9 protein-coding genes are annotated in these 25,987 nt (G+C 34.8%); all 9 read right to left on the bottom strand.

The window, feature by feature from the left end; translation table 11 throughout:
- Positions 1-60: 60 nt before the first annotated feature.
- The 9 genes from GTZ96_RS04495 to GTZ96_RS04455 all read right to left on the bottom strand — a co-directional run bounded on the left by GTZ96_RS04495 (position 61) and on the right by GTZ96_RS04455 (position 25,707).
- Entirely contained in the window at positions 61-6,462 is a 6,402-nt protein-coding gene (locus GTZ96_RS04495; protein ID WP_161641397.1) for a glycosyl hydrolase, read from the bottom strand.
- Between the two features lie 514 nt (positions 6,463-6,976).
- Positions 6,977-8,221 carry a DUF4998 domain-containing protein gene (locus GTZ96_RS04490; RefSeq protein ID WP_161641396.1) on the bottom strand — a complete coding sequence of 415 codons (1,245 nt, stop codon included), beginning with the start codon at positions 8,219-8,221 and terminating at the stop codon, positions 6,977-6,979.
- A 16-nt stretch (positions 8,222-8,237) separates the two neighbouring features.
- Positions 8,238-9,452, bottom strand: coding sequence for a DUF4959 domain-containing protein (locus GTZ96_RS04485; protein ID WP_161641395.1), 1,215 nt, complete (start codon positions 9,450-9,452; stop codon positions 8,238-8,240).
- A gap of 21 nt (positions 9,453-9,473) precedes the next feature.
- Positions 9,474-11,444, bottom strand: a complete 1,971-nt coding sequence (locus GTZ96_RS04480; protein WP_161641394.1) for a RagB/SusD family nutrient uptake outer membrane protein — start codon at positions 11,442-11,444, stop codon at positions 9,474-9,476.
- A gap of 12 nt (positions 11,445-11,456) precedes the next feature.
- Positions 11,457-14,693, bottom strand: coding sequence for a SusC/RagA family TonB-linked outer membrane protein (locus GTZ96_RS04475; RefSeq protein WP_235972851.1), 3,237 nt, complete (start codon positions 14,691-14,693; stop codon positions 11,457-11,459).
- An 806-nt stretch (positions 14,694-15,499) separates the two neighbouring features.
- Positions 15,500-17,485 (bottom strand): RagB/SusD family nutrient uptake outer membrane protein, encoded by a 1,986-nt coding sequence (locus tag GTZ96_RS04470; protein ID WP_161641393.1) that lies wholly within the window; start codon positions 17,483-17,485, stop codon positions 15,500-15,502.
- A 12-nt stretch (positions 17,486-17,497) separates the two neighbouring features.
- Positions 17,498-20,830 carry a SusC/RagA family TonB-linked outer membrane protein gene (locus GTZ96_RS04465; protein WP_161641392.1) on the bottom strand — a complete coding sequence of 1,111 codons (3,333 nt, stop codon included), beginning with the start codon at positions 20,828-20,830 and terminating at the stop codon, positions 17,498-17,500.
- Positions 20,831-21,511: 681 nt separating this feature from the next.
- A complete protein-coding gene (locus GTZ96_RS04460; RefSeq protein ID WP_161641391.1) occupies positions 21,512-22,204 on the bottom strand; it encodes a glycoside hydrolase family 78 protein in 693 nt (230 codons plus the stop codon).
- Complete coding sequence (locus GTZ96_RS04455; protein ID WP_161641390.1) at positions 22,201-25,707, bottom strand: LamG-like jellyroll fold domain-containing protein; 3,507 nt, start codon at positions 25,705-25,707, stop codon at positions 22,201-22,203. Before GTZ96_RS04455 ends, GTZ96_RS04460 begins: the two co-directional genes overlap by 4 nt.
- Between the last annotated feature and the right edge of the window lie 280 nt (positions 25,708-25,987).

The following is a 25,987-nucleotide window of genomic DNA, read 5'->3' as shown; positions in this document are numbered from 1 at the left end:
TATTTAAAGCCGACTCCAATTTTTAGACTGGAGCCGGCTCTTTTAATCCTTTTTTTTCACCTATTGCTTGATAATATTCTTCACAGTAATATCATTCCCGTTAAAAATATATAACAAATAGTTTCCTGAAGGCAATCCTTCTAAAGACATCAGTTGTAAAGTACTTGTCAAAGAAATAGACTTCATCTTTACACCTAAAACATTGTATAATACAAGTTTTGCACCAGTATGCACCTCACTTACTTTTACATTCACTTCACTTACAACTGGGTTAGGATACGCCGTTACATCTGTATCTTCATTAACAATTAAAGTTTTATCCGCTGCATTGTTTCTACTAACTGTTCTATTACAAGAACCCAGTTTATCTCCGTGATTCAAATGTGTTTGAACAGCATTAGGACTTACACAAATTTCTTTACCATTATGACAAACTACAACTTTATCATTAGAATTACCACACTGTACATTTATTGCATTAATCACAATAGAAGCCGAAGTCTGGCAACCTTTAGCGTCTGTTACCAATACTGTATAAGTTCCAGCAGCTGATACTGAAACACTTTGCGTATTTTGGTTTGTATTCCAAACATAGGCATAAGGCGCTGTTCCTCCTGCTGGCGCCACACTAACATTAAGAGATGATGATGCGTAGCCAATATAAATGGTGTTTTTCTCATCTACTGCAGCATTAAGTGCATAAACAGCTGGAATCCTTGCTGTCAATTGTACCGCATTGGTATCATCACAATCATCATTATTTTCTACACCACAGGCTACAACTGAACCAGCACCTAAACCATCACCATCATTATCAGCATATAAAAATTTACTGTCGTTACAATCGGTACTGTTAGTAGCATAACCTTCTGGAGCAATAGACGAACATAACATTGCTGTTGCAGTCGATCCAAATCCGTCATGATCAGCATCCACATAATAAAGAATAGGCTCATGAACAGTGGTATCGCTATCATTACAATCGGTGTTGTTTGTCGCATATCCTTGAGGTGCAACTGATGCGCACAACATTGCTGTTACATTCGATCCAAATCCGTCTTTATCTGCATCAACATAATAAAGAATAGGCTCATGAACGGTTCTGTCATTATCATTACAGTCAGTCTTGTTAGTAGCATAACCTTCCGGAACAACAGACGAACATAACATTTCAGTTGCTGTCGATCCAAATCCATCCTTATCTGTATCTACATAATAAAGAATAGGCTCATGAACAGTGACATCACCGTCATTACAATCTGTATTGTTGGTAGCATAACCTTCCGGAGCAACAGACGAACATAACATTTCAGTTGCAGTTGATCCAAAACCGTCTTTGTCTGCATCTACATAGTATTGAATTGGTTCGTGAACATTCGCATCGCTATCATCACAATCAGTATTGTTTGTCGCATAACCTTCAGGTGTCTCGTTTACCGGCAATAAAGCTACAATAGAAGATCCAAATCCATCATGATCTCCATCAAAATAGAATTCCTTATTAACTATTAGTTGTTGTTTAACAACTGGTGCAGAACTATAGACATTATCACCAGGTTGTGAAGCACTAATTTCACAAGAACCAGCACTTACAATATGAATTTGACCATTAACAATACTAGCCACCGATTCGTCTGAACTACTATAAGTAACAGCAAGTCCTGAAATAGCTGTCGCAGCCGGATTAAAATCTGGATCTCCAATCATTTTTGTTTCAATTGAAGCAAAATCAATAGTCTGATTCTTTTTCACAACCGTTACTAACTGTGTCTGAGGAGCTGCAGTACTATAATCGGCATTACCTGCCTGAGTCGCAGTAATTGTTGTTGTACCAGCTGCAAGAATGTGTAGCTTCCCATCAACAATATTGACAACTGATTCATCCGAACTGCTATAAGCTATAGCAAGTCCTGAAGTGGCTGTTGCAGGAGAAAAATCGGCATCGCCCATTTCTTTTTGAACAACCGGGCTAAGTGTTATACTTTGACTTAATTTAGCACTTTCAGCAATCTCTGCCACACTTAATGCTCTGTTGTAAATCTTAAACTCATCCATTGAAGCATTTAAATAAGGATCTGCATATTTAGATTTTCCTAGTTCATTTAACTTTGTTTTTCCTAATGCAGAAGGCTTAATAGTAACTGTCCCACTTGCTACTTCCACTCCATCAACGATAATTTTACCAATATTTCCTTCTTGTACATAAGCTAAATGTACCCATCGGTTAAGAGGCATAGTATATTGTGAACTTAAAGTATTTTTAGTCTGACCGCTTGTAACTATCTCATAGCTTAACTTTCCGCTTCCATTAGCCGCTTCTAAAGCCATCCAACTTCCCGTACTATCTCCAAAATCAAAAATCCTTGACCAATTCGATAAACTATTTAAGTTGACCCATGTAGATATTGTAAAATCATTCAATCCTTCTACAACTCCTTCTTTAAGCTGGATATAAGAAGTTGAACTTCCGTTAAAACCAACTCCTCTTCCTGCCTTACCCACTGTCCAAGTTGTAGTGTCAGCTAAAGTTCCATCATAATTACCCCACTGATCATGAGCATTTAAACCTGTATTCTCACTAAAATCATAATAAGCATGTTGTCCTAAATTAGGTCTGGAGACAATTACCTCTGACTCAGCTCCTTCTCCTATTTCATTAAACGCAACAACTTTATAATAATAAGTTACCCCATTTAGAGCTGTTAAATCAACATAATTTCCTGATTCAGCTATTGCAATGGTTGTAAACGAACCTAATTCAGAAATGGAACGCTTAACATAAAACTTAGCATCATACATATTGCTCCATTCTAATTTCACCTTGGCATCACCAGAAGCCAAAACAATATTCGAAACTTTTCTAGGAATCACTAAATCTAAAGTACTTACAGTGAACGGAGTAGATTTTGCGCTTTCTCCTCCAGAGTTTAAAGCCGTTATTGCATAATTATATGAGGTATTTTTAACCAATCCGGTATCCTGAAAACTGGTTCCGGTTAGATAAGAAGCAATAAGCTCATAGCTACCATCAATACTGTTTGCTCTCCAAAGATTATAAGCTTCAGCCCTATCTACAGCAGGCCAGTTTAAATTAATAATTGTAGTAGATATTGCTTCACCACTTAAACCGGTAGGAGTATCCGCAATAACAGCCTGGGTAAATGTAATTACAGGGGAATAGGCCGTTTCAGTATTATCTTTACCTACTACTTTCATACGGTATTCTGCTTTAGAATGCACCTCGTCATTTACACTAAGAACAGTAGGATTAGTTGAATCGTAAAAAACGGAGAAATCAGTCTCTCCTTCTAACCTTCTTTCAACAACATATCTGTTTATTAAATCCTGATTAACACCTGTCCAATTAATCGTGATATTTTTATAATCTGACGATAACTTATAACTTAAGGTTTCAACCAAAGGTTTCCACACACTAACAAATTCTCTGGCTGGAGTATAGGCTTTTTTAGACGCATTTTTAGCATAATACTCACCCGCCGGAGTCAAAACGATATTATCATTTCCTGATTTTGCAATTACTGGAGCTGTTTGCAACCAGGCATAATTAGCCCAGTTAGGGTTTCTTGTTTTAAAAGCATCGTCAATAGTAACATACATAGCTCTGGAATCCTGCACCCAGTTATATATAGAATAACGCTCAACATAATCGGCGGTTTCCAATACATTCAACACCGAAATTAAATCATTTTTATGTTTGGTCGCATTGGCATCAGTCAGCATAACAGGTCCATCAGGAAAAGAATTCCCTGTCCAATTGGCTCCTATATTCCACTCCGTTATCCATATTGGTCTTTTATATTTATTATAAATGTTTTGTAAATCACTCGCCCATTGAGCAGCAGTTTTGTACCAATAACAATGAAGCACAACATAATCTACACGATAATTGCGTTTCTCTGCCTCGGTCATAAAACTAGCCATCCAAGGATTAAAAGGATCAGATGTAACTGGCGAACCTAATCTTAAACCTGATTGCATCAGACCCGGCCAACCACCAATAGCCTGATCAACTGTCATATTGGACTGATCAGGACGATCTGGTTCATTATATCCTAAAAAGTGAGTATAACCTGCTTTAGTATTTGCAGGTCCAAAATCCGGCCAATAAAGGGTTTGTCGTATAGGAACATATTCGATATTAGGCGTTGTATTTCCACCTGTATTCCAGTTGTAATACCAAGAAATATTCGAAGCATCCTGAGCCGCTTGACTACCACCTGCTAATCCTTTTTTAGTAACTTCATTCCACCTCATCGTTCTAATAAAAGAGATCGTTCCATTTAAATAAGGCGGCAAAACTGGCACCATTAAATCCTGGCTTTCGGCTACATAAACCCTGCTATAACCTGTTCCATTCGAATTAGAGGCAAAGGTTGCCATATAACCTTTTTTCAACTTAAAGGATTTTATAGTATTATCAAAAGCACCTAAGTTAGTATAAGGAGTAACTATGTTGTACTGTTTAGCATCTCCTCCATAATTTTCTCCCGAAAACACTTCCAGGGGCTGATAGTCTGATGAATGAGGAACAACCACTGCTCCGTTTCCATAAGTTGTGACAAACACATTGGCATTATTGCTTGCAGCAACACCGTTTATTGATATTAAGTTTAGGTATGAACCTATAACTCCCGATGGTTTAACATTCTCAAAATACACACGGGCATCCGTTGAATTCAAATCTACTATTGAATTAATCAAAGGATTGTATGCATTATTTAAATACAAGGAAGCCGAGGATTTTAAAACTACTTTTGACTTAGAAAAAGCACCAACATTCAAATTCGTTGTAGTTTCTAAAATTTGCGTTGGAGGAGCGATACTCTTTTCCGGAGCATAAGCAGCATCTTCATAAGTTACCGAACTCACTACCATATCCACAGCTCCATTAGCATAGTTCTTTCCAATTACAATCTTTGGAACACTTTCTAATGCAACTTTTAAATCTCCTATCCCAAAAAGCGCCTTATCCCCTGTTATATTAATATAATAAGTACCTGCCGTTTGAGACTGGAAAGACAAATCCCCTTTTCTCAATTTATTAATAGCTCCTGAAGTAAATGTTTTTGACGAAAGAACAGTTCCTGTACCGTCAGCAGAAGTACTAATTGACACTTTTATTTTATCATTAGGAGCTCCATTTGAAATGTAATCATAAATCCATGAAAACTGATAATCTCTGGAAGCTTCTAACTGTACCGGAAAAGAATAAGTTGAATTTTCAACAACACTGCTATCCCATCTAATATACATAAGTCTTCCCGAATAATTTGTCCCATCTGATTCGAAAGTATGTCCAGAAGTCACATCCACATATCTTACACCGCTAGTAGAATTTGCCGTATTAAAAAGAGTAACAGCACTAGGATTAATCCAACCATAATCCGATGGTTTTCCAGCGTTATTCTCAGCTAAACCATCCCAGGGATTAATTAAGTTAGTCGATTTAAGCTTAAGATTAGCAATTCCAAAAAGTGCATAATCCCCAGTTATTGTCAAATAATAAGTCCCTTCTAACGAAGACACAAAGGAGAAATCCCCTTTTCTTAATTTATTAGCACTCCCTGTTACAAATGTTTTTGAAGTTACTACCCCACCAGTACCATTAGGAGCAGATGTAATTGAAACATTCATTTTAGCACCTGCAGCAGCATTAGCTACATATTCATACAACCATGAAAACTCATACTGCAACCCTTTTTCCAATTTCACCGGATAGCTATAAGTAGATGCAGAATAGGCGCTACCGTCCCAACGTATATACATTATTCTTCCTTTATAAACCGAATTATCTGATTCAAGTGTATGTCCCGAAGTTACATCTATATATCTGACACCACTTGTAGAATTCGCAGTATTCCATGGTAAACTCGCATAGGTATTAGCCCATCCGTAATCAGTAGGTTTTCCTGAATTATTTCCCACAATTCCAGCCCATTTACCAAGCATATTATCCGCCCCATATACTATTGGTTGGGCGCCAGCATTAGCATCACCCACTAAATCAAATGCTTTAGAGGTTAAATAATGCCCATCTTGATAAATATGTGCCATACCGTCTTTCACAGCATATCGATACGTTTGTTCCTGTCCGTTATCAACAGAAGTACTTAAATTACTAATTGACGATAAAACTGTTGAATTATTAAACGTAGTTTTATCCAGTGAGGTTCTTATCCCAAGTCCAGACGCATTTTTAACCTCAACATCTAAACCTCTACCCTGAGCTGCATTTATTTTAGCTATGACCTCTAAGGTAAATTCATTTGGATTAGACAGGGGAAAGGTTACGATATCTGAACTCGTACTGCTATTAAAAATTTTAGAACCACTCAATGTTGTGACCAGACCTGCTTTAACAGGTAGATTTGGAGCCTGTGCATATATTTGGCATGCAAAGACTGATAACATTAATAATAAAAAAAAGTATTTTTTCTTCATACAAAATTAATTTAGATTAATAATTTTTAAAACACACAACTCTTATTAATTAGGATTTTAACAAGGATAACAATGCACCAACTATCCATAAAAACCTTACTAATAACAAATCATCCAATACAAATCTAACGTATCACTTTAAGCAAAAAGGGGGTAATTACAATATATTAAAAGGGTCTTATTGGTATTTAATAAAAAAATAGCTTTATTTTTTTACATTACATAAAAAACAAACGAAATCAAAAAACTGCTTTTACTATAAATTAAAGCAGCTAAATAAATATCCCTGATTTTTTACTATGTACGAATAGAATCGTAAATCATTTTATAAAAAAAAAGACCGTCCGAAAAGTAATTTTTCGAACGGTCTTTTTTACAAAAAAATTATTTATTAAACAACTAATTCAAATGAAATCATATTGCAAAAAATTGACCAGCATCAGATTTGGGTTTTGTTAATTCCCATACTGATATTTAAGTTCTATAATTGAACCTATTATTGTTTGCAATTTAATTATAAACCTAAATCGTATATCTCAAAATTATCCAAATAAATTAAATTAGAAATAGTAGAGTTTACAAAACCATCACAAGACATGAAAAGAAATTGTAATGTCCCACTAGCACCTGCACCAGCTGTAATTATTTTGCTAAATTGAACCCAACCTGTACTATTTGGAATACTTACAAGATATTGGCTATTACCACTATTATCGTTATCAACATTTTTCCATACCGAGTTAGGCAATACAAAATTAAAAGCACCATCTCCAGCTGTTGGGTTTTTAATCATCGCTTTGATTTGATACCTGTGATTAGGTATGATAGCGACACCTGAAGTATATTTCAAAACACCTCCATTAGGATAGCAACTACCTTTTAAGTACACACTTCCACTTGTATCGTCTGTATTATCAACGCAAAAGTTCTCAGTAGATTTTGGATCAAAATTAGTCCACTCTCTAGTCCAACCCGTAGCCTGAGCAAAAGTACCTGCAAATGTTGGGTTAGCAACTATATTTGTCCCTGATTGCGTAGGGGCATAGAAATTACATCCTTGATAAATAATTGGTCCAACTTCAACATAATCTGTATAAAAAATATCAATACATGTCTTAGTTGGCAAAAATAAAGAACGGTGTTTAAACTTACTTCCTTCTTTAAAATTTGGAATAACTACCTGGCTAGTAGCAACCGGGACTGTTACAGTTTTCTCCACATTCGAATTGTCTGTATAAATCACTTCAGTAGTATAAGCACCAGATGTTAAGTCCATAGTTGCAAAATCAATTGTAAGAGATTTTTTAATAGACAAAGTGCTAGCAATAATCTTTCTATTGGTTAAACTTGCTTGGTAACGTGCTCCATAAGTTTGAGCTGTGACATTTTGAGAAATAGAACTATTTCCTTTAGCATCGAAAGTCTTTACTTCGAAATTATAGATGTTTTCAGGAAGATTTTCTATAATTTTTGAAACAACATCTATTCCTGCAGTCCTATTTATTGGTATTACAACAGAATCCTTTTTAGAGTTCCAATATACTCTCAATTGATTAACCTTAGGATCAGAGATAATAAGTCCCTCAATCTTTACTCTATTCCTTCCTGGGAAGAACTTTAAAGAATCAATCTTTCCGGTGTAAGAAATCTCCCCGCCTTCAGTAAATTTCAAATACTCATCAGCTCCTGTACAAGAATGTATTACAAGAACTAACACCACAACAAAAGCTGTTACTAAAATATTCCTTAAATTTTTCATTGTTTATTATTTAATATTAAAAATTAGGATTACCATATACATGTACCTCTGAAACAGCCATAAACTTACCTCCAATCCAGTTTTCTAAACATTCAATTCTAAGGTAACGAACTGCTGGTTTATCTAAAGCTATTTCATAATCGGCACCATCTCTGGCAGCTATGAGATCATCATTGTTTTCCTGACCATAAGGAAGACCTGAAGGTTTCTTGATTTCATATTCACCCAACAAGGTCCAATTACTATTAAGCGTACCATCATTCAAGGTATTGCTTCCCCATATCCTAAACTTTTTCATAGCTCCTAAATAGTAGTACATCCTTTGTCCACCTATAGGTTCTGAAAACTGCCAAAGTCTCAAACGACTTAATTTAGTTATTTTTCCAACATCAAAAGTCACTAAATGATTTCCTACATCAATAGTTCTGTCAGTAAAATAAGAACCCCAATATTCTAAAAATTGACCGTCCCACAAATTTGAAACTGGATAAGCATTATTTATAGTTTTTGCATCATTAGCAAGATGAACCCCTACAAAAGCCGATTTAGGCATCAATTGCTCAAATATTGGTTTTATTGTAATTTCTAAAGTATCGGTATAATTCAACCAATGATCCCTAACAACAATTGCAAATTCCTGATCTACTGGCGCAAAACCTCTTAAACTTTGTTTGATTTGATCAACAGAAGTATAAATACTTGTACGAAGAGGTACCCAGTCTCCTTGAATGTTTTTTTGCATTACTAAAATACCTATTTCTTCTTTGGTAGGGTTATCAGCGGTGATGCGAATACCCCCAAAATCAGGCTGAGCAACTAATGACTTATATATATCATAAATTGGAGCTTTCAGAGGAGCTACTGTTACAGTAACAGGCTTAGACTCAGTCTCACTTCTATTTACTGCATAAATTTTAACTTCATTATTAGATTGCCCTGCAAAGCCTTCTAAAAGCAAGGAGTTAGAATAATAAGAAGCTTTAACCTCCATAGCAGTTCCATTTTCCAATTTGTAACGGGCAACAACATACAGTAAATCTTTGTCAGACGGCAAAGTATAAGTAATCTTTGCCTTGCCCGGTAGATTTTGCACTGTAACATTTGTTACTTCAGCTGGTGGAGTTGAATTGTGCTCCAAAGGTTGAGGACCTTGATCTTCACTACAAGCAACAAAAATCGCAAGTAGAGATAACATAAATATCCTTATGGATGTAATTATAATTCGTTTCATAATTTTCGTTTTTTATGATTATTACCAACCTGGATTTTGAATCAAGTTCGGATTTTGAATAAGTGTTGTTTCGTCAATAGGCCAGAAATAATCTCTAGGAGACACAAAACGTTGTTGATTTAAAGTTACTACTTGATAATAGCTACTCTCTGAACCACCAAAAACATTCCACCCCTTTACAGCCTCATTAAACTCTTGAGTTGCTGTTTTCCAGCGTCTGATATCCCAATAATTCTTTCCTTCAAAAGCCATTTCAATACTACGCTCTCTGCGAATAATTTCACGTAAACCTTCTTTGGTTGTATATTTAGTTGGATTACTAGAAAAATTAGTCCAAGACTCTACAACTCCTTTTAACCCCGCACGTGTACGAATAGCATCTACATATTGTAACACTTCGGCTGTAGATCTTCCGTCAACTTCATTAAGTGCTTCAGCATACATCAAATACAAATCGGCTAAACGCATTTCAGGCCAAGCATATTCTTTGTATAAGGTACCTCCACCAAAATGTTGCTCCCAGTTAATGAGTTTTTTGATATAATATCCTGTTACATTAAAATCAAAAGCATCTGAACTTCCTGCATAATCTTGGTATTTAGCTCTTATAACTTCTTTTGTTTCATCAGAACCACTATCATATTTATAGAAAATAGCACCATCAAAACCTAAATCGGCATAAAAACGAGGCTCACGATTAAAGTTTATAATTGAGGTTCGATATCCCTCTTTAATATCAAATTTATCTGCTGCAGTAGCTACTTTCAACTCGGTAATATCCCCAAAAGTCAAGGTCTTATCTTCCTCAATAGGCACCCCATTTTTAGTATAAAAATTCATAGCCGATTCTAAAGTAGGCGAAAGAATTTTTCTTGCTTGCGAATGTGATACTGTAGCATTCAAAGGCATCATACAAATACGTTGCAACTCATACGTACGACTATTAGGATTTGCCCATATCAACTCACTATTCCAACGTTCAGTTACTGCTTGTGTAATATTTAGTTTCGTTTTGGCAGTTTGAGAAATGGTAAAGGCAACATCATTTTTATAGAATATTTTGTTTCCATTAGCTTCAGCTGCATCAATAGCTGCTTTAGCAGCATCTGCTGCTCTTTTCCACTTGGTAGCATCATAAACCGTATTAAATAAAGGCGTTCCATCTTTAGCATTAAAACCTACCATATCTGCATTTCCATTAAACAATGGACTTGCAGCCATAAGCAACAATTCGGCTTTAATACTTAAAGCTATCGGTTTTGTAATTCTACCCAACTCATTTTGAGTATCTGCAATTTGTGGAGGCAATGCCACTGATGCTTCATCTAACAAACTTACTAAATAATCAACTGTTTGGTCAATAGGCTCTCTAGCTACCTGAATTTGATCCTCAGGAGCATCTATAGGAAGATTAACTCTAATAACAGGAATAGGACCGTACATACGCATTAAATAATAATGGTAATATGCTTTTAGAAATTTAGCTTCTGCTATCCATCTCAAACGTTCTCCTTCAGTTAGATCTGGCACTTTGGCTCTATCTTCAACATTTTCTAAGAAAACATTACAATGTCTTATTCCATCAAAAATTGGGTAACGATCTCCAGGACCTGCTGCCTGATAATAACCTTCCCATGCATTCATGTAAGGCTGTGCTTTTCTTTGTGTACCCGTTGCAATATTAAACGCATAACTTGTTACGGCTGCACGATTGGCTGCTACCCATGTTTCATCACCAGCTAACATCCCTATATTATATACTGCATCTCCATTTTTAGGAATGTAAGCATAACAGGTAAATAAATATTTTTGAGCTTCGTTTCTTAATTTAAAGGCATTTTCTAATGTCGATACATTATCAGGAACCACATCCAAAAAACTATTTTCACATGATTCCAAACCTAATAAACAAAGTACTACCATTGATGCCCCAAAAACTTTTCGCAGTTTTTGTAAGTTCATGTTTTCTATAATTCTATTTTTAGTTTTCATACTTTCTATTTTTTAAAAATCGACTTTTAATCCCAAATTGTAAACGGATTGGATTGGATATCCTAAACCACTACCTCCCATTTCTGGATCCCATAGTTTAAACTTACTCCAAACGGCTAGATTATTCCCACTAAAATAGACTCTCAAACCTTTAACTCCTATTTTTGATATAAATTCTTCAGGAGCATTGTACCCTACTTCTATCGATTTCAATCTCAAAAAAGCACCGTCACGCATCCACCAAGTTGATACTTTATTATTGTTATCAACAAACGTATCACTTAATCTTGGCCAAAAAGCATATAAATTTCTATTATCTTCAGACCAGTGATCCTGTGCTACAACATTTAATAAATTATTTTGGTACGGACCATTTAATACAAATGGCGCTATATTTTGTGGATTAATAAAAAATGATGTACGTGCCACTCCTTGAAAGAAAATACTAAAATCAAATTTCTTATAACCTACTGTACCTCCAAAACCATACACTATTTCAGGAATAGTAGGATGTCCTATTGGTACCATATCTGCATCAGAAATTTGACCATCTCCATTAACATCACGGTATTTAATATCTCCTCCTGTATAAGCCCTTACAATTCCAGCCCCTGGCCCACCATATTGAAATGCTGAATTTTCAGTTTCATTTTGATCCACAAACAAACGTTCGGCTATTAAACCGTATTGTTGATTGAAACTTTCACCAATTCTTGAACGATAAGCCATATTATCAGGATAATTAATCTCATCATATACCAATACTTTATTAGTCGCATAAGTAAAATTACCTCTTAACTGTGTGTACCAATTGTTATTGAATTGTTTATTATAAGTAACTGCAATATCCATACCTTTACTCTCTATTTCTCCAAAATTAGCGGCAGGAGTTGCGGTAAGCCCCATTGTTGAACCAATATTAGTTCTGGTTTGAAGGATATTTGTACGATTTTGTTTGTAGATATCTACTACAAAATTCAATGATTTATACAATTCTAAATCTAAACCTAAATTGATTTGTTTTGATTTTTCCCATCCAATATTTTCATTAGCATAACGACCAACAGATACTCCAGGCTGAAAATAACCATATTGCTCTCCAAAAGTAGACCCATAATTAAAATTACCAATAGTTACATCTGATAAGTAAAAGAAACGATCTGAATTATTTCCAATTTTATCATTACCAACCAAACCGTATGTCGAACGTACTTTAAAATTTGTTATTACATCTTTAATAGGCTCCCAAAATTTCTCATTAGAAATATTATAAGCTAAACCAAATGAAGGGAAGAATCCATAACGATGACCTTGAGCAAAACGTTCAGAACCATTGTATCCAAAATTAAATTCAGCAAGGTATCTATTATCAAAACCATAAGTAAACCTACCTGAAACACCTTGATTTCTTGCAGGCAAAGAGCTTGCTACAGTTCCTGAATTACCTTGTTCATAACTGGATAACAAATTAATCAACATACCAGTTACCGCATGTTTTTCATTAAAAGTTCTATTATAATTAATAGCAGTTTCTAAATAAATTCGAGAATCCAAGTCTTTTCTCCCTTGGGAATAATCTAAAAATTCTCTTCCTACAATAAATGGATCAGTAGTTACAGAACTTGGACCTCCATCATTCAGTACTTTTAACTCAAGCTCTCCAGTTACAGGACTAATAAAAGACTGATAATAAAATGGATTATATTTTCTAGTAACGTTAAAATAAGAATATCTTCTTACATACCCCATTGCACGAGCACTAAGCCCTGGAGTTATTGCTTTTAAATCTTGTTGTAACTCAACCTGAGTTTGTATCGTTGATGCTTTAGACGATTCGTAACCTCGAACCATCTCAGCATAAGGATTAACCAAAATTGCCCCAGTAGTTCCACCTGCCAATGCGCCTCCAAATAAAGGATGATCGATAAATGGCAAATAACTAGAAGGATATACTTTAGCAAATGCAACTGGATTAGACCACATCGTAAGATTAAAAATACGCGCTCCTCCGCCTACCCAATTTCCATTAGTATCATATCCTCCCGTGGGACCATTATAATCATCAAATTGACCATAAAGACGAACAATCGCTTTTGTAGTAGGAGTCAGTGTCATATCTACATTTGATCTTAAAGAATAATTTCTTAATTTGATATTATTATTAAAATTATTCAAACCATCTACTTTTAAAACCCCATTATCAATATTGTAAGTACCCGCTACATAATACCTGGCTTTTTGTCCACCTCCACTTACACTCAAGTTATAACCTTCATTAACAGTATAATCTTTAATTAATTCGTCAATCCAATTATTACTTGGATACAAATAAGGATCATCGCCTGCTGCTGTTCTATCAATTTTATTTTGATTATAAAGATCTCCTAGCTGAGAATTACGAGTTCTTCTAGCCTCATTAGCTAATTTCATATAAGCAATGTTATCAGCAAAATCAAAATTTCTAGTATTAGAAGACATTCTGGTTTCTGTTCTAAAATTAAATTTAGTAACTCCGTCTTTACCCATCTTAGTAGTAATCAACACCACTCCATTAGCTCCACGAGCACCATACACAGCAGCAGCAGCAGCATCTTTCAATACCGAAAAACTTTCAATATCATCTGGCTGCACTCTTGCCATATCGGTTGTAGTAGATTCAATACCATCAATTAAAATTAATGGATTAGAGGCTCCTGAACCAAAAGTTCCTAAACCACGAATAAAGAAATTCGCATTATCTTGCCCAGGCTCTCCACTTCTTTGGTAAGCAATCATACCCGAAACCCTTCCAGCTAACATATTGGTTAAATTACTTGTAGGCCCTTTCAACTCTTTTGGATTAATCGTTGTAATAGAACTCACCATACTTGCTTTTTTCTGAGTTCCAAAACCTACCACTACTACTTCTTTTAATCCTTCTGAACTTGGTTTTACACTTATTTCAAAAATTGATTTATTTTGTATTGCTACTTCTGTAGGTTCATAACCAACAAAAGACACTACCAATAGCTTATCTCCTTCGTTAATTTTCAAAGAGAATTTTCCATCAAAATCAGTCATGACTGAATTTTTAGTCCCTTTAACAAAAACCGTTGCTCCAGGAAGTGGCATTCCATTCTCATCGGTTACTTGCCCACTAATGGTTCTTTGTTGTTGTTCTATTTTTTGTTTTGTTACACTCGTAACATTCAATACATGTGCTTGAATTTGAGATAACGAAACCAATATCAACATTGTAGTAAGTTTCATTTTTAAATCAAATTCTAAAACGCTATGAGTCTTTTTCTTTATTTTAATAAAGTTTGTCATGTGTGGTTTTAATTTTTAATGGTTAGTTAAATTATTATCATCTACTACAAATACTCTTTGTAGATAAAGTTTTAGAGTTTTTAAAAGGCTATTTCATATAATTGATAATTTAAGATTAGAATTAGTTAGTGTGTCTGTAAAAATATATCAATAGTTAACTAAATAAATGTTTATTTAACACTTGCAAAAAAAGGTGTGCGACTCCCTAAATGTTTTTCCACAACACCTATTAATCCATCCAAAAAAACATCCTATATATAGTTTAAAATATTTTCAAACTATTTCAATGTTCTATTAGATGAATTTCAGCAATATTAACATATAATTCACATTACAAATCTAACATAAGTACCCTTGTTAAAAGAGGGGTATTTTGACAAAAAAAGAGGGGCTAATCAGCAATATCAGCTAAAATCTAGCTTATTTTTATATCTATGATAAAAAAATTAGAATAAAATTCAATAATACTCAATTATTTAAAAACCTAAATTAAAAGACTTAAACAAGTAAAAATGGCTGTATTCGTAAATATAAGTTAAAAAATCGGCTGTATTTCAAGATGAAATACAGCCGATTTAGGATCCTTAAAAAAATTAAACAAATCATCTACTATCGATACCTCTCAAATACTGCCAATAAAGAACAACTACAACTTTGACAATTAATTTGGTATACCCAATTAATCTAAAAGCGGGATATAAAATTAATTTACACCCCGCTTCTATTACGCTAAATCCAAAAACAGATTATTCTGTTTTATCTTCGTCTGCAACAGCATCCTGCCATTTATCCCAAACCTTAACATTCGCATCATAACCATCATAACCAAAGTTCTGACTTAATTTGCCTTTAATATTTGCCGTTATAGCACTGTTAGGTATTGGCCAATAATTATTACGCTTATTCATGCTATAAATCTTAGTACCATTTGGAACAACAATTCCATTTGGATACTTATTGTAAAGTGAATAATGAACAATACGTTGCCACCAATAACTACCTCCTGCATTATCTATTCCAGCTTGTTTATCCCAGTTGCTAAGACTATAGGTATTCCCCCATTCGTCAGGCTTTCCACTCATAGCTAAACAGTGAGAAATACGTTTTAACTCTACATTTCGCCATTCTTCCAGATAAAGCTCTCTTCCTCTCTCGGCACAAATATCACCAATAGTTACAGTATTATACATTTGTGCAGCTCCTGCTCTTTGACGAATAACATTGACATCCTGAGTTGCCCCGGCAACATTACCCTGATAAAAACGGGCTTCAGCACGTAACAAATAGGTCTCGGCCAAACGGTACAAATACATGTGAGCCACACTTCCAGTAGTAGCACCTTGAAAATCAGTCGAACTTGGATTAGCTTCCTGTACTACATCATGTATATAAATTTTATACAAAGGAAAATCAAAATAATCACGAATGGTATCTTTTGCTAACAACGTAGTACCTTGTTTCATTCTAAAATTCTGACCAAAAAATGTAGAAGTTTTGTCATTATATTTAAAATCTTCCATATTTACCCAGTTACCCATCGTACTATTGTGTCTTAAATCTTGTTTATCCTCAACACCATTTACTACCCACATAGGAACTTGTGAATAATACGAAGCACTAATAGTGGCAATTCCACGCCCAAATGCTTTATTATAATCATACAACGGATTGTAATTAGCATTATTGGAAGCGATACGCAATCCTGCTTGTTTACCATCCGGAGTCCTCAGATTACCCGAAGACCAAAGCGGACCAAAAATACGCATCGAAGCAAAACCTAAAAATGACTGCGCACCGCTATTAGGCATAATCATAATGGCTTCGGTATTGGCAGCAATCACCTTATTCTCCGGTCTGTGTAAATCCCAGATAACATTTCTGGTAATTGTCCATGTTTGTGGTTTTCCTCCGGGATCAAAAGTTCCAAAAGTATTTTTCATTAAAGAATAGCCAGACTGATTAATCAAAATATTGGCTTGCGCCTCAGCTTCTGCAAATCTTCCCGATGCCAAATAACATTTAATCAACAACTGACGGCAAGCACCTTTGCTTACCAGCCCTTTATACGGTAATTGTGATTGCTCCGGCACCCATTGAACAGCCTTCTCCATATCGGCTGTAATCATTTCGATGATAGCTTCTTTTTTAGTCGAATAATAATTTTGCTTAGGTGCTTCTAAAATTTTAGTTACCAATGGTATGTCTCCAAATTGATACACCAAATTCAGATAACGATAAGCTCTATGAAAATAAGCCTGTCCTATGTATTTATTCTTAACATCTTGTGTTAAATTCTGAATTTTATCAATATAGGTCAATACTGTGTTAGCAGATTTAATACCGCTATAAGCCTCATCCCAGAAAAAACCAAGGTAAATACCATCATTTGGATCCCTCGCAAAAGAACCTGTAGGCGTAATAATATTAGCATAATCAGCAGCTGTAGTACTTGCATCGGTTTTTCCATACTTTGCCATATCAGAAAAAACATACTCAGTACCAATAGGCACACTATTATTAGCATAACTAAAATGGATATAATTATTTCTCAAACCCTTATCTGCAATTGCCAAAGTAGCCTGCAAACCAGACTCAGTAGAGAATGTACTTTCAGGTATGTAAAAAGAAAGCGGATCCGGTTCAAGGAAATCTTTCGAACAAGAAGCAAACAAAGCCCCTACCACAACTAAGGGAACCAGTTTTGAAATTTTATTTTTTATATATCTTTTCATTTTGATTAATTTTTAAAGCGTTAAATTAAAACCTAAATTAAACATCCTGGTAGCTAAACCTCCAGTTTCAGGATCTCCAAAATACTTCCAATTTTTATCAGCAGACCAGGTTGCCACATTACGAACCGAAGCATAAATCTTTACATTACTCATCTTCAAACGCTCTGTCAAATCTTTAGGGAATTTATATGCTATCGAAATATGGTCTAAACGAATAAAATTACGATTGTATAATCTATCAGTTCCAGCATTTGAAGGCCCTCTGGCATCAAGTCGAGCCCAGTCATTAGTTGGGTTATCAATTGTCCAGTATGGATTTACAAATGGATTGTAATTGTTTGAATACAAACTACCCGTATTGTAATTGTTCATATAATTCCCATCAAGCGATTTGTGCCCCATGTACGAATACATATTAATTGCTAAATCCCAATTTTTATAAATCGTAAATTCATTACGCAATGACCAGTTAACTGGAGGAGCTGTCTGTCCTAAGAACTCTTTGTCTTTATCATTATAAACTGGCGTACCATTAACATCGTCCCCTGTATAATTATTTGCTATTTTTGGATCTCCAGGACGTTGTCCATAAATTTTAGCCTCTGCTACTTCATCTTTTTGCCAAATACCAGTTACCCTATAATCCCAAATTTCAGAGATAGGCTTACCTATAAACCATTTATTACTCTTATCATCAGACTCTTTTTGACCAATAACATTACCATTAGCGTCCAAAATATTTTCCATATTACCATATAATTTGTTAATCATATTCTTATTATAGGAAAATGCAACACTAGTACGCCATTCAAAATTAGGCTGTTTCATATTGACAGTATTAATACTCAATTCGAAACCTCTATTTTCTACCTCTCCAAGGTTAGTTGCAATGGATCCAAATCCAGAGAAACCAGGCAAACGTTGACTCATAATCATATCCTTGGTAATGGATCTATATACATCTACAGTACCCGAAATACGGTCATTTAAGAAACCAAAATCAAGACCAATATTTGTTGACGCTGTTTTTTCCCATTGCAGATTTGGATTTGCCAAACGATCAATCACCAAATACTTCATATCAACAACATTCCCTGAAGAATCAATATAACCCATAGTTGCTCCTGTACCTGACCCTAGGTTAGCTAAAGAAATATAAGGATCAGCAAGTGATCTATTTCCATTTTTACCCCAGGATACACGCAGTTTACCGGAACTCATAGCATCCCAATTAAACCAGTTTTCTTTAGAAAAATTCCACCCCAATGCAACAGAAGGAAAAGTGGCATAAGGATTAGAAGCCCCAAATGCTGAATATCCATCACGACGAACAGTCGCTGTAAGCATATAACGATTATCAAACGAATAAAAAAGTCTTGCCATTAATGCATCGGCTGTTTGATGTGTGTCTGTTGTTGAAAACGAACTATTTGCCAATGTTGCATTAGAAGTATTATGAAAACCTAAGGCATCTGAAGGCTGAATATTACGTGCATTAATCTCATCTGCCCATGAACGACGCTCTTCAACTTCCTGAACAAAAGTGACTACAATATGGTGTTTATCATTAAATGTATAATCCCATGCTAATGTATTATTCAGGTTCCAATCAAACTTTTTACTGTGATCTCTATCTACACCGATGTTAGCAGCATTCAAGCCTTTATTGCCCGATGATTCAAAATAACGATTATAGTAAAATTCATATCTTGGCGAAACATTTAATGAGTAAGTAATTCCTAAAGGCAAAGTTACTTTTGTATTAAAAATGGTATTCAATACAGTATAACCCTTTTCAAGTTCCAAAAATTGACGATTATAGTAATAATTATAGCCTCCAATAGTTGCCCCCATAGGCTGTCTCTCATAGTCACCATTTGCATCTCTAAAATTAGAAAACGGACTATTTCTTAACATATTGGCATCATAATAATTAGTACCTGTACCAACCATAATATCTCCATCTGTACGATCTTGAAAATTAACGTTTGCTCCAAATTCAAGCCAATCTGCAACGTGACCATTAACTTTCATATTAGCTCGTACTGCCGAATAATCATTACCCTGAATAGCTCCTTCTGCATTTAAATAACCCAAAGACATATAATAATTTACTTTATCGCTAGCCCCGGAAATATTTACATTATGATCCTGATTAAATCCTGTTCTAAAGGTACTATTATACCAATCGTGTGTTTTCCCGGCTATGAAATTATTTAATATAAGCCCGTTTTGTAAGCCTAAACGAAGACCCCATACTTCGGTCAAACTTTTACCCTGCGTTTGAGAACTTGGCTGATAAGCTAACCATTGCGCCTGAGTGATACCATATTTCGCTAAATCATTTGGATTTGAAAAATAACCCAGCTGACCTGCCTGAGCCGCAACATAAGCTTCGTATTGTCCAGTTGCGGTATTGACACCATAAGTTTTAGCTGTTTCCCAATCTTCACGATATTTTATGTAACCTTCCGGTGAATACACATCTCTATAGGCACTTTTAGTATTAACTGTCATGTTTGATGTAACACTAATAACTGGCTTACCATTTTTACCCTTTTTTGTAGTAATAATAATTACTCCAGCTGCTGCTTTAGAACCATATACCGCTGTTGCCGAAGCATCTTTCAAAATATCTATCTGGCCAACATCACCAGGATTGATTTCTGAAAGTTCACCATAGAACTGCATTCCGTCTAGAATTATAAGTGGTGAATTATGCACACCATCATTATTGGGATTGTAAACCGAATTTTGCCCACGAACTTGTAAAGAACCTCCTCCTTTTGCATCAGATGAATACCCAACTTTTAAACCGGGAACACCTCGCAATACATCCTGAACTGTTTGTGGATTCTGATTTGCTAAATTATCTGGTTTAACCTGTACAACTGAACCCGTTAAATCCGTTTTTTTCATTTTACCGTAACCTACCACAACAACTTCCTCTAATGAAGCTGCATCGTTTTGCATTTTTACGTTAACAGTAGTTTTCCCGTTTAATGCAACTTCTTTATTTGCATAACCTATATAAGAAATTATCAACACTGAATCTTCATCAGCTTTTAAAGTGAATTTTCCATCAAAATCGGTTATAGTCCCTATTTTAGTTCCTTTTATCAAAACAGATGCACCTGGAAGTGGCATACCATTTTCATCATTAACTTGCCCGCTTATGCTTTTTTGTTGCTGTACTTTTTGTACCCCTGTTGCACTTGCAAAACTAATAGTGTATGCATGCACTTGAGATAAAGAAATTAACACACAAAATAGGGTAAGTTTCTTTTTAAAATCAAATCCAGATACGTAATCAGGAACCTTCTTCATCCTAATAAAATTTGTCATCTTTGGTTGTAATTTTTGATTAATTAATAGTTTGTTAGATTGTAAACTATAGCAATACCAGATATAATTATAATCACCTCAAAAGCTATTTTAAATATCCGTTAAGGTTAACATATCTAATATTAACATATAATTCACATTACAAATCTAACGGAACACTAATAGTCCAGAGGGGGTAATTACAACATTAAAAAAGGGTCAAATCGGCATTATTCGACATAAAACAGACTGTTTTTTGTATCCAAAATAAAATAATAAGAATAAAATTACACAATACTCAATTAATTAAGAACCCAAACACAAGCCTTAAATAATTAATCAATTGTTTTTTTATCTAAAAAGACAAAAAAAAGAAGGAAGTCATCTCAGTTTTGAAACGACTTCCTTCTAATAAAATAAAACACACAAATATTGAAATATTAAGAAAACACCAAATATAAAAAATATACCCCTCAGCAATAAACTTGTCAAACTTGTCTTTATTGAACCTATAACGAAAGACTCCTTTTCTAGAATCTGAGCTGTCTTTTTTATCTATTTTTTGGAATATCAAAAAAAAAGAATCTAATCCCTTTTAATAAATAAATTGAAATTGCTGTTTGTCATTAAATTAAGATTACATTCAAAGAAAACTTACTCTATAAACAAGATCTATTTCCTAAATTAAAAACTATTTAAATCTTAATTAGACTTAAAACTCCAAACCTGACCAATAGTCTCACCTCCTTTATCATCTTTTACAACAATTTTCCAATAATAAGTCTTGGCTATTTCTATAGAGTTCACATTTAAAGAAGTCTCAGTAACTGTATTTGCAATTTTTGTTGTTGGCGGATTGGTTGTACTCAAATATATGTCATAAGAAAGCTTATCAGCTGTATCAGAATCACTTGCTGACCATTTTAAAACAACAGCTGTAGACGAAACAGTTGAGCCATAATCCGGTATAACTAATTGTGGTAAAAATGGTAAATGATTTGATTGCGCTATTCCTTCTGTATAAAAACTGTATGTCAAAGAATAGCTACTTGAAAGATTATCACTATCTATAGCTTTTACTCTCCAATAATATGCCTTAGCCTTTTCTAAAATCACCGATTGATTATTATCAGTAACTTCTTTGGTAGAAACTATTTGCGTAAACTGATTATCTGTAGCCACCTGAAGTTGATATTTAATTGAATTTTTTTCAGCATCTGTTGAAACATTCCATTGAAAACTAATTACATTATCAATACATAATTTATTATTAGTTGGCGAAACTAATACTGGAATAGTTGGAGCTGTATTTTGTGATTCTTCATCATCACCTCCCTTACTACAAGAAAATAAAACCGCACCCATTATAAGGCTATAAAATATATTTTTCATCATTGTTTTTTAATTATAGTTAGACTTACAACTGGATCTAAATATACTTTTGCTATATAAACCCCCTCTGCTTCTTTTTGAACATCTAGCTGTACTCTATTATCAAAAACTGCATAATTCCCTTTTGAAATCAACTGTCCTCTCAAAGAATATATTTCGACATATACCTCTTTCTTTGAATCAGGTATAGTGATTTCAAACAATCCAGCAGTTGGATTTGGATAACTTACAATCCCGGTTTCCCCTTCCAATTCTCTTTCGATACTTTTTGCATAAATACCCTCACAAGGCTTTGCCGTTTTTACTTCAAGTAAATCCCCTTTTTGTACATCTATTAAAAAGCTTACATCACTTGTTTCAAATTGCGATGTACCATTAATAATAATTTCAAACGGAGCAGTTCCTTCAGTTATTTCAACTGCAACTTTGTTAGAAGAAACAGTTGTTGATTTAGCCGTTATAGTTCCTCCTTTGGCTATTGTAACGGTATAACATTGTTGAAATATTTTCCCTGAAACACCAATACAAACAGCATAAGTCCCAGGAGCCAAATTAGGAATACTTAAACTATTATTTACAAAATTATAGTTTGCATTATTTATAGTAGCGGTATAATTATAGGTCTCTTTTGCGTTAATAATAATTTCCCCATTGTTTTTATTCGCACAGGTTTCTGATTTAGTTTCAATTGAGAAATTATTGTATGGAAGATTAAACGGAGTAATAATTATATTGACTGTAACGGTATTGCCATCAATAGTTCCATCATTAGCTTTATAAGTAAAACTATCTAGTGTCGTTTCAGAACCATTATGAGTGTAACTAAAAGTTCCATTACTATTCAATATCAATGTACCATTGGTCACATTTGACACTAAAATAGCTGTCAATACATCATTATTTACATCTGTATCATTAGCCAGTACATTGGTTGCATCACCTACTAAAGTATTCGATGTACCACCTTTTTCCTTAATAATAATTTGTTCGGTTACTGCTATTGGGGCAATATTTGAAATCTGAGCAATTTCGTTGGCAGACAATGCGTAATTATACACTCTGAAATCATCTATACTACCATTAAATAATGGATCAGTGTATTGACTACGACCAATGTAATTCAATACAGGTTTAAAATCCAATGGCTTAATGGTGACCGTTTGTGATTCAGACACTAGCTTACCATTTATATACATTCGCGCCCCAGTTGCTCCTAGTGTTACCGCAACATGTGACCATTTGCCTGTAGGTAGTGACGGTGCATTCAAACCTTGCTCTGCACTACCATTTTTAATACCAAAATACAGTTGATTCGTTCCTGATTTAGGTGTTAAAAACATATACTCTGTCTCACCGTTTCCAAAATCGAAGATTCGCTGCCAATTAGCTCCTCCTTGCCAGTTAACCCAAGTTGCAACTGTAATCTCTTGCTGATTTACCAAAGTAGAAGGCATTTGTACGAAGGCATTTGTACCGTTTAATGCTATTGCTTTGGAATTGTTACTTACACCGTTAACGAATGTGGCTCCTCCTAATGTAGCACCGTGATTCAGGTTAACAGATTGATCTAGGGTATTTCCTTCAAATTGCAACTGAGCTACAAGATCATTGCTGCCAGTAGTAGTTGCAGTAACTCCATTTGAGTAAGCGGAGCGATTCAAGGATTTGTCCACCGCTTTAATTTTATAAAAATAAGATCCACTAGTGGTGGCGGTATTATCAACGAAAGCATTAGATGTTATGTTACGAGCTATTGTATTGTAAGGCCCTGCCGCTGATTCTGAACGAAAAACAGTATATCCAGCTACATCAGATTCCGGGCTTACTGACCAATCCAATCGGATAGATTCGGCTTTTGCCGTAGCAACCAAATTACTTGGGGCACTTGGGGAAACAAATTCAATAGGCGCTCCTACAGGCAACAAACGCCATTGTTGATTGGATCCTCCATTTTTTTCCCATTGTTGAATCTTTCCTCCGTCAGCAATACTGGCATTATCTACATCCATGCATTTTGCACTGTGGCGGCTGCGAATATAAAACCAGCCATCTTCGGCATAATCAAAGAACCATTGTTGGTTGCTACTTTTAACATTATCCCATACAATAATATTGCCACCATTATCCAATGAAAAATTACTAATATCCGGTGATTTTCCACTGTATGCCGAAGAAAGGGTGAAATAACTAAAATCACCACCCACTCTTGAGTCAACTGGAGTTACATCCCATTGTTGATAAGTAGCACCTGAATATGTACCCTGTTGAACATTGACCCCTTTATCTATAGAACCACCCGCCACTTCCATCACTTTACCGCTGTTACGGTTTACCAATACGTAACGACCGTTGATTGCAGGCTGAATATCATCTCCCCAACTCACTTTTACCATTTGCTCGGCATTAGTTTGTCCTTGTTGATAGCCAGTACCACCAGGTAATACCATAGTATATTCGCGTTGTGGCCCATAACCATCATAATATACGTCTCTTTCTTTTGAAACAAATCGATACGTTGTCGTAGCTGATTGCCGTTCTGATGTACCACCAAAAAGTTGCACTTTACCATCAAGATTTCTATAAACTGAAGCTGCAGTCCAATTAGGTCGATGCTCAGCATAACCTAATCGTACACCATCACTAGCCTTAACAAACTCTCCTCTTGCCAGTTCCGCTGTACCCCACCAAATCCCTGTTTGCAATCCATATTCTACACCAACCATTGCTTCCATAACATTATGTAATTCATCATTGGTAGCATGATGACCGTTGGCTCGCACCGTTTGATAAAAATTAGCATAATTATCAAAACTACCTGCAAGTTGATGGGTATTCCCTTCATCCAATCTACTCTTTAATTGATTGTACCAAACCGAGGCCTGATCATTATTTAAGGTATTACCACCACAAATACGAATGTTATCAAATCGAGAATTTTTTCTAAGCTCTCCGGCAATATTATAAAAATCGTTGACAGTACCTTGCCCTGTAGCACTATAATCAGGCTCATTAAAAGGAGAAACGGAAGTGACTGTAAGTCCTTGATCTTGATGAAGCTTTGTAGTTATATCAATCAATTTCGCCCAATTAACGGCATTACTATAAAAATAAGCATCAACTTTTGGATGATCACTATTAAGTACCACTTTCGAGTTTGTACCCAAATACTGCTTTATAATATTGATTCTTAAATTAGTATTTGTAAGTGCATCGCCTTGTAATTGAGTACCATTCAATAATGGATTGGTAGGCATAAATGAGGATCTTACTACATCTATCCGATCAGCTCCCATAAAAGCAATCCCTCTACGAATATTTACATCCGAAAGCCAAGCTAAGTCTAACCCCCACTCAATAGGCTTATAATCTCCTGAAGCTGAAACACTAAAAGATACTGTTCTGTCTGGAATCGGTTGTGCTACTAAGTTAGCACTTGCGCTAATTTGCGCATTAAGATTGAATCCATAGAGCAACAGAATCACAATTGAAATTGTAATTTTTTTCATGAATTTGGTTATTTTATTGGTTTTGGTTTAGTTAATGATAAATGTTTATTTAACACTTACAAAAAAAGACGAGTATCTCTCACTTATCTATATTATGACTACAAATCTAATACAAGCTTTCTAGCACAAAGAGGGATGTTTTGGAGTAAAAAGAGGGGTAAATTGGCATTAATTGAAAAAAGACATACTATTTTCAACTCACAATAAAAAAATAAGAGCAAAAAGACCTAATAATCAATGGATTAAAAAACAAATTAACCTGATAACGGCACCGCAATTA

Source organism: Flavobacterium undicola (assembly GCF_009909155.2).
Classification (GTDB): domain Bacteria; phylum Bacteroidota; class Bacteroidia; order Flavobacteriales; family Flavobacteriaceae; genus Flavobacterium; species Flavobacterium undicola.
The sequence above is the reverse complement of the archived record's forward strand: the minus strand, read 5'-3'. Positions and strand labels throughout refer to the sequence as shown.

Excerpts from the sequence above, each read along its gene's own strand:
- GTZ96_RS04455 (WP_161641390.1), bottom strand. The coding sequence starts at position 25,707 with ATGAAAAAAATTACAATTTCAATTGTGATTCTGTTGCTCTATGGATTC.
- GTZ96_RS04480 (WP_161641394.1), bottom strand. The coding sequence starts at position 11,444 with ATGAAAACTAAAAATAGAATTATAGAAAACATGAACTTACAAAAACTG.
- GTZ96_RS04495 (WP_161641397.1), bottom strand. The coding sequence starts at position 6,462 with ATGAAGAAAAAATACTTTTTTTTATTATTAATGTTATCAGTCTTTGCA.
- GTZ96_RS04465 (WP_161641392.1), bottom strand. The coding sequence starts at position 20,830 with ATGACAAATTTTATTAGGATGAAGAAGGTTCCTGATTACGTATCTGGA.
- GTZ96_RS04460 (WP_161641391.1), bottom strand. The coding sequence starts at position 22,204 with ATGATGAAAAATATATTTTATAGCCTTATAATGGGTGCGGTTTTATTT.
- GTZ96_RS04475 (WP_235972851.1), bottom strand. The coding sequence starts at position 14,693 with ATGAAACTTACTACAATGTTGATATTGGTTTCGTTATCTCAAATTCAA.
- GTZ96_RS04470 (WP_161641393.1), bottom strand. The coding sequence starts at position 17,485 with ATGAAAAGATATATAAAAAATAAAATTTCAAAACTGGTTCCCTTAGTT.
- GTZ96_RS04490 (WP_161641396.1), bottom strand. The coding sequence starts at position 8,221 with ATGAAAAATTTAAGGAATATTTTAGTAACAGCTTTTGTTGTGGTGTTA.
- GTZ96_RS04485 (WP_161641395.1), bottom strand. The coding sequence starts at position 9,452 with ATGAAACGAATTATAATTACATCCATAAGGATATTTATGTTATCTCTA.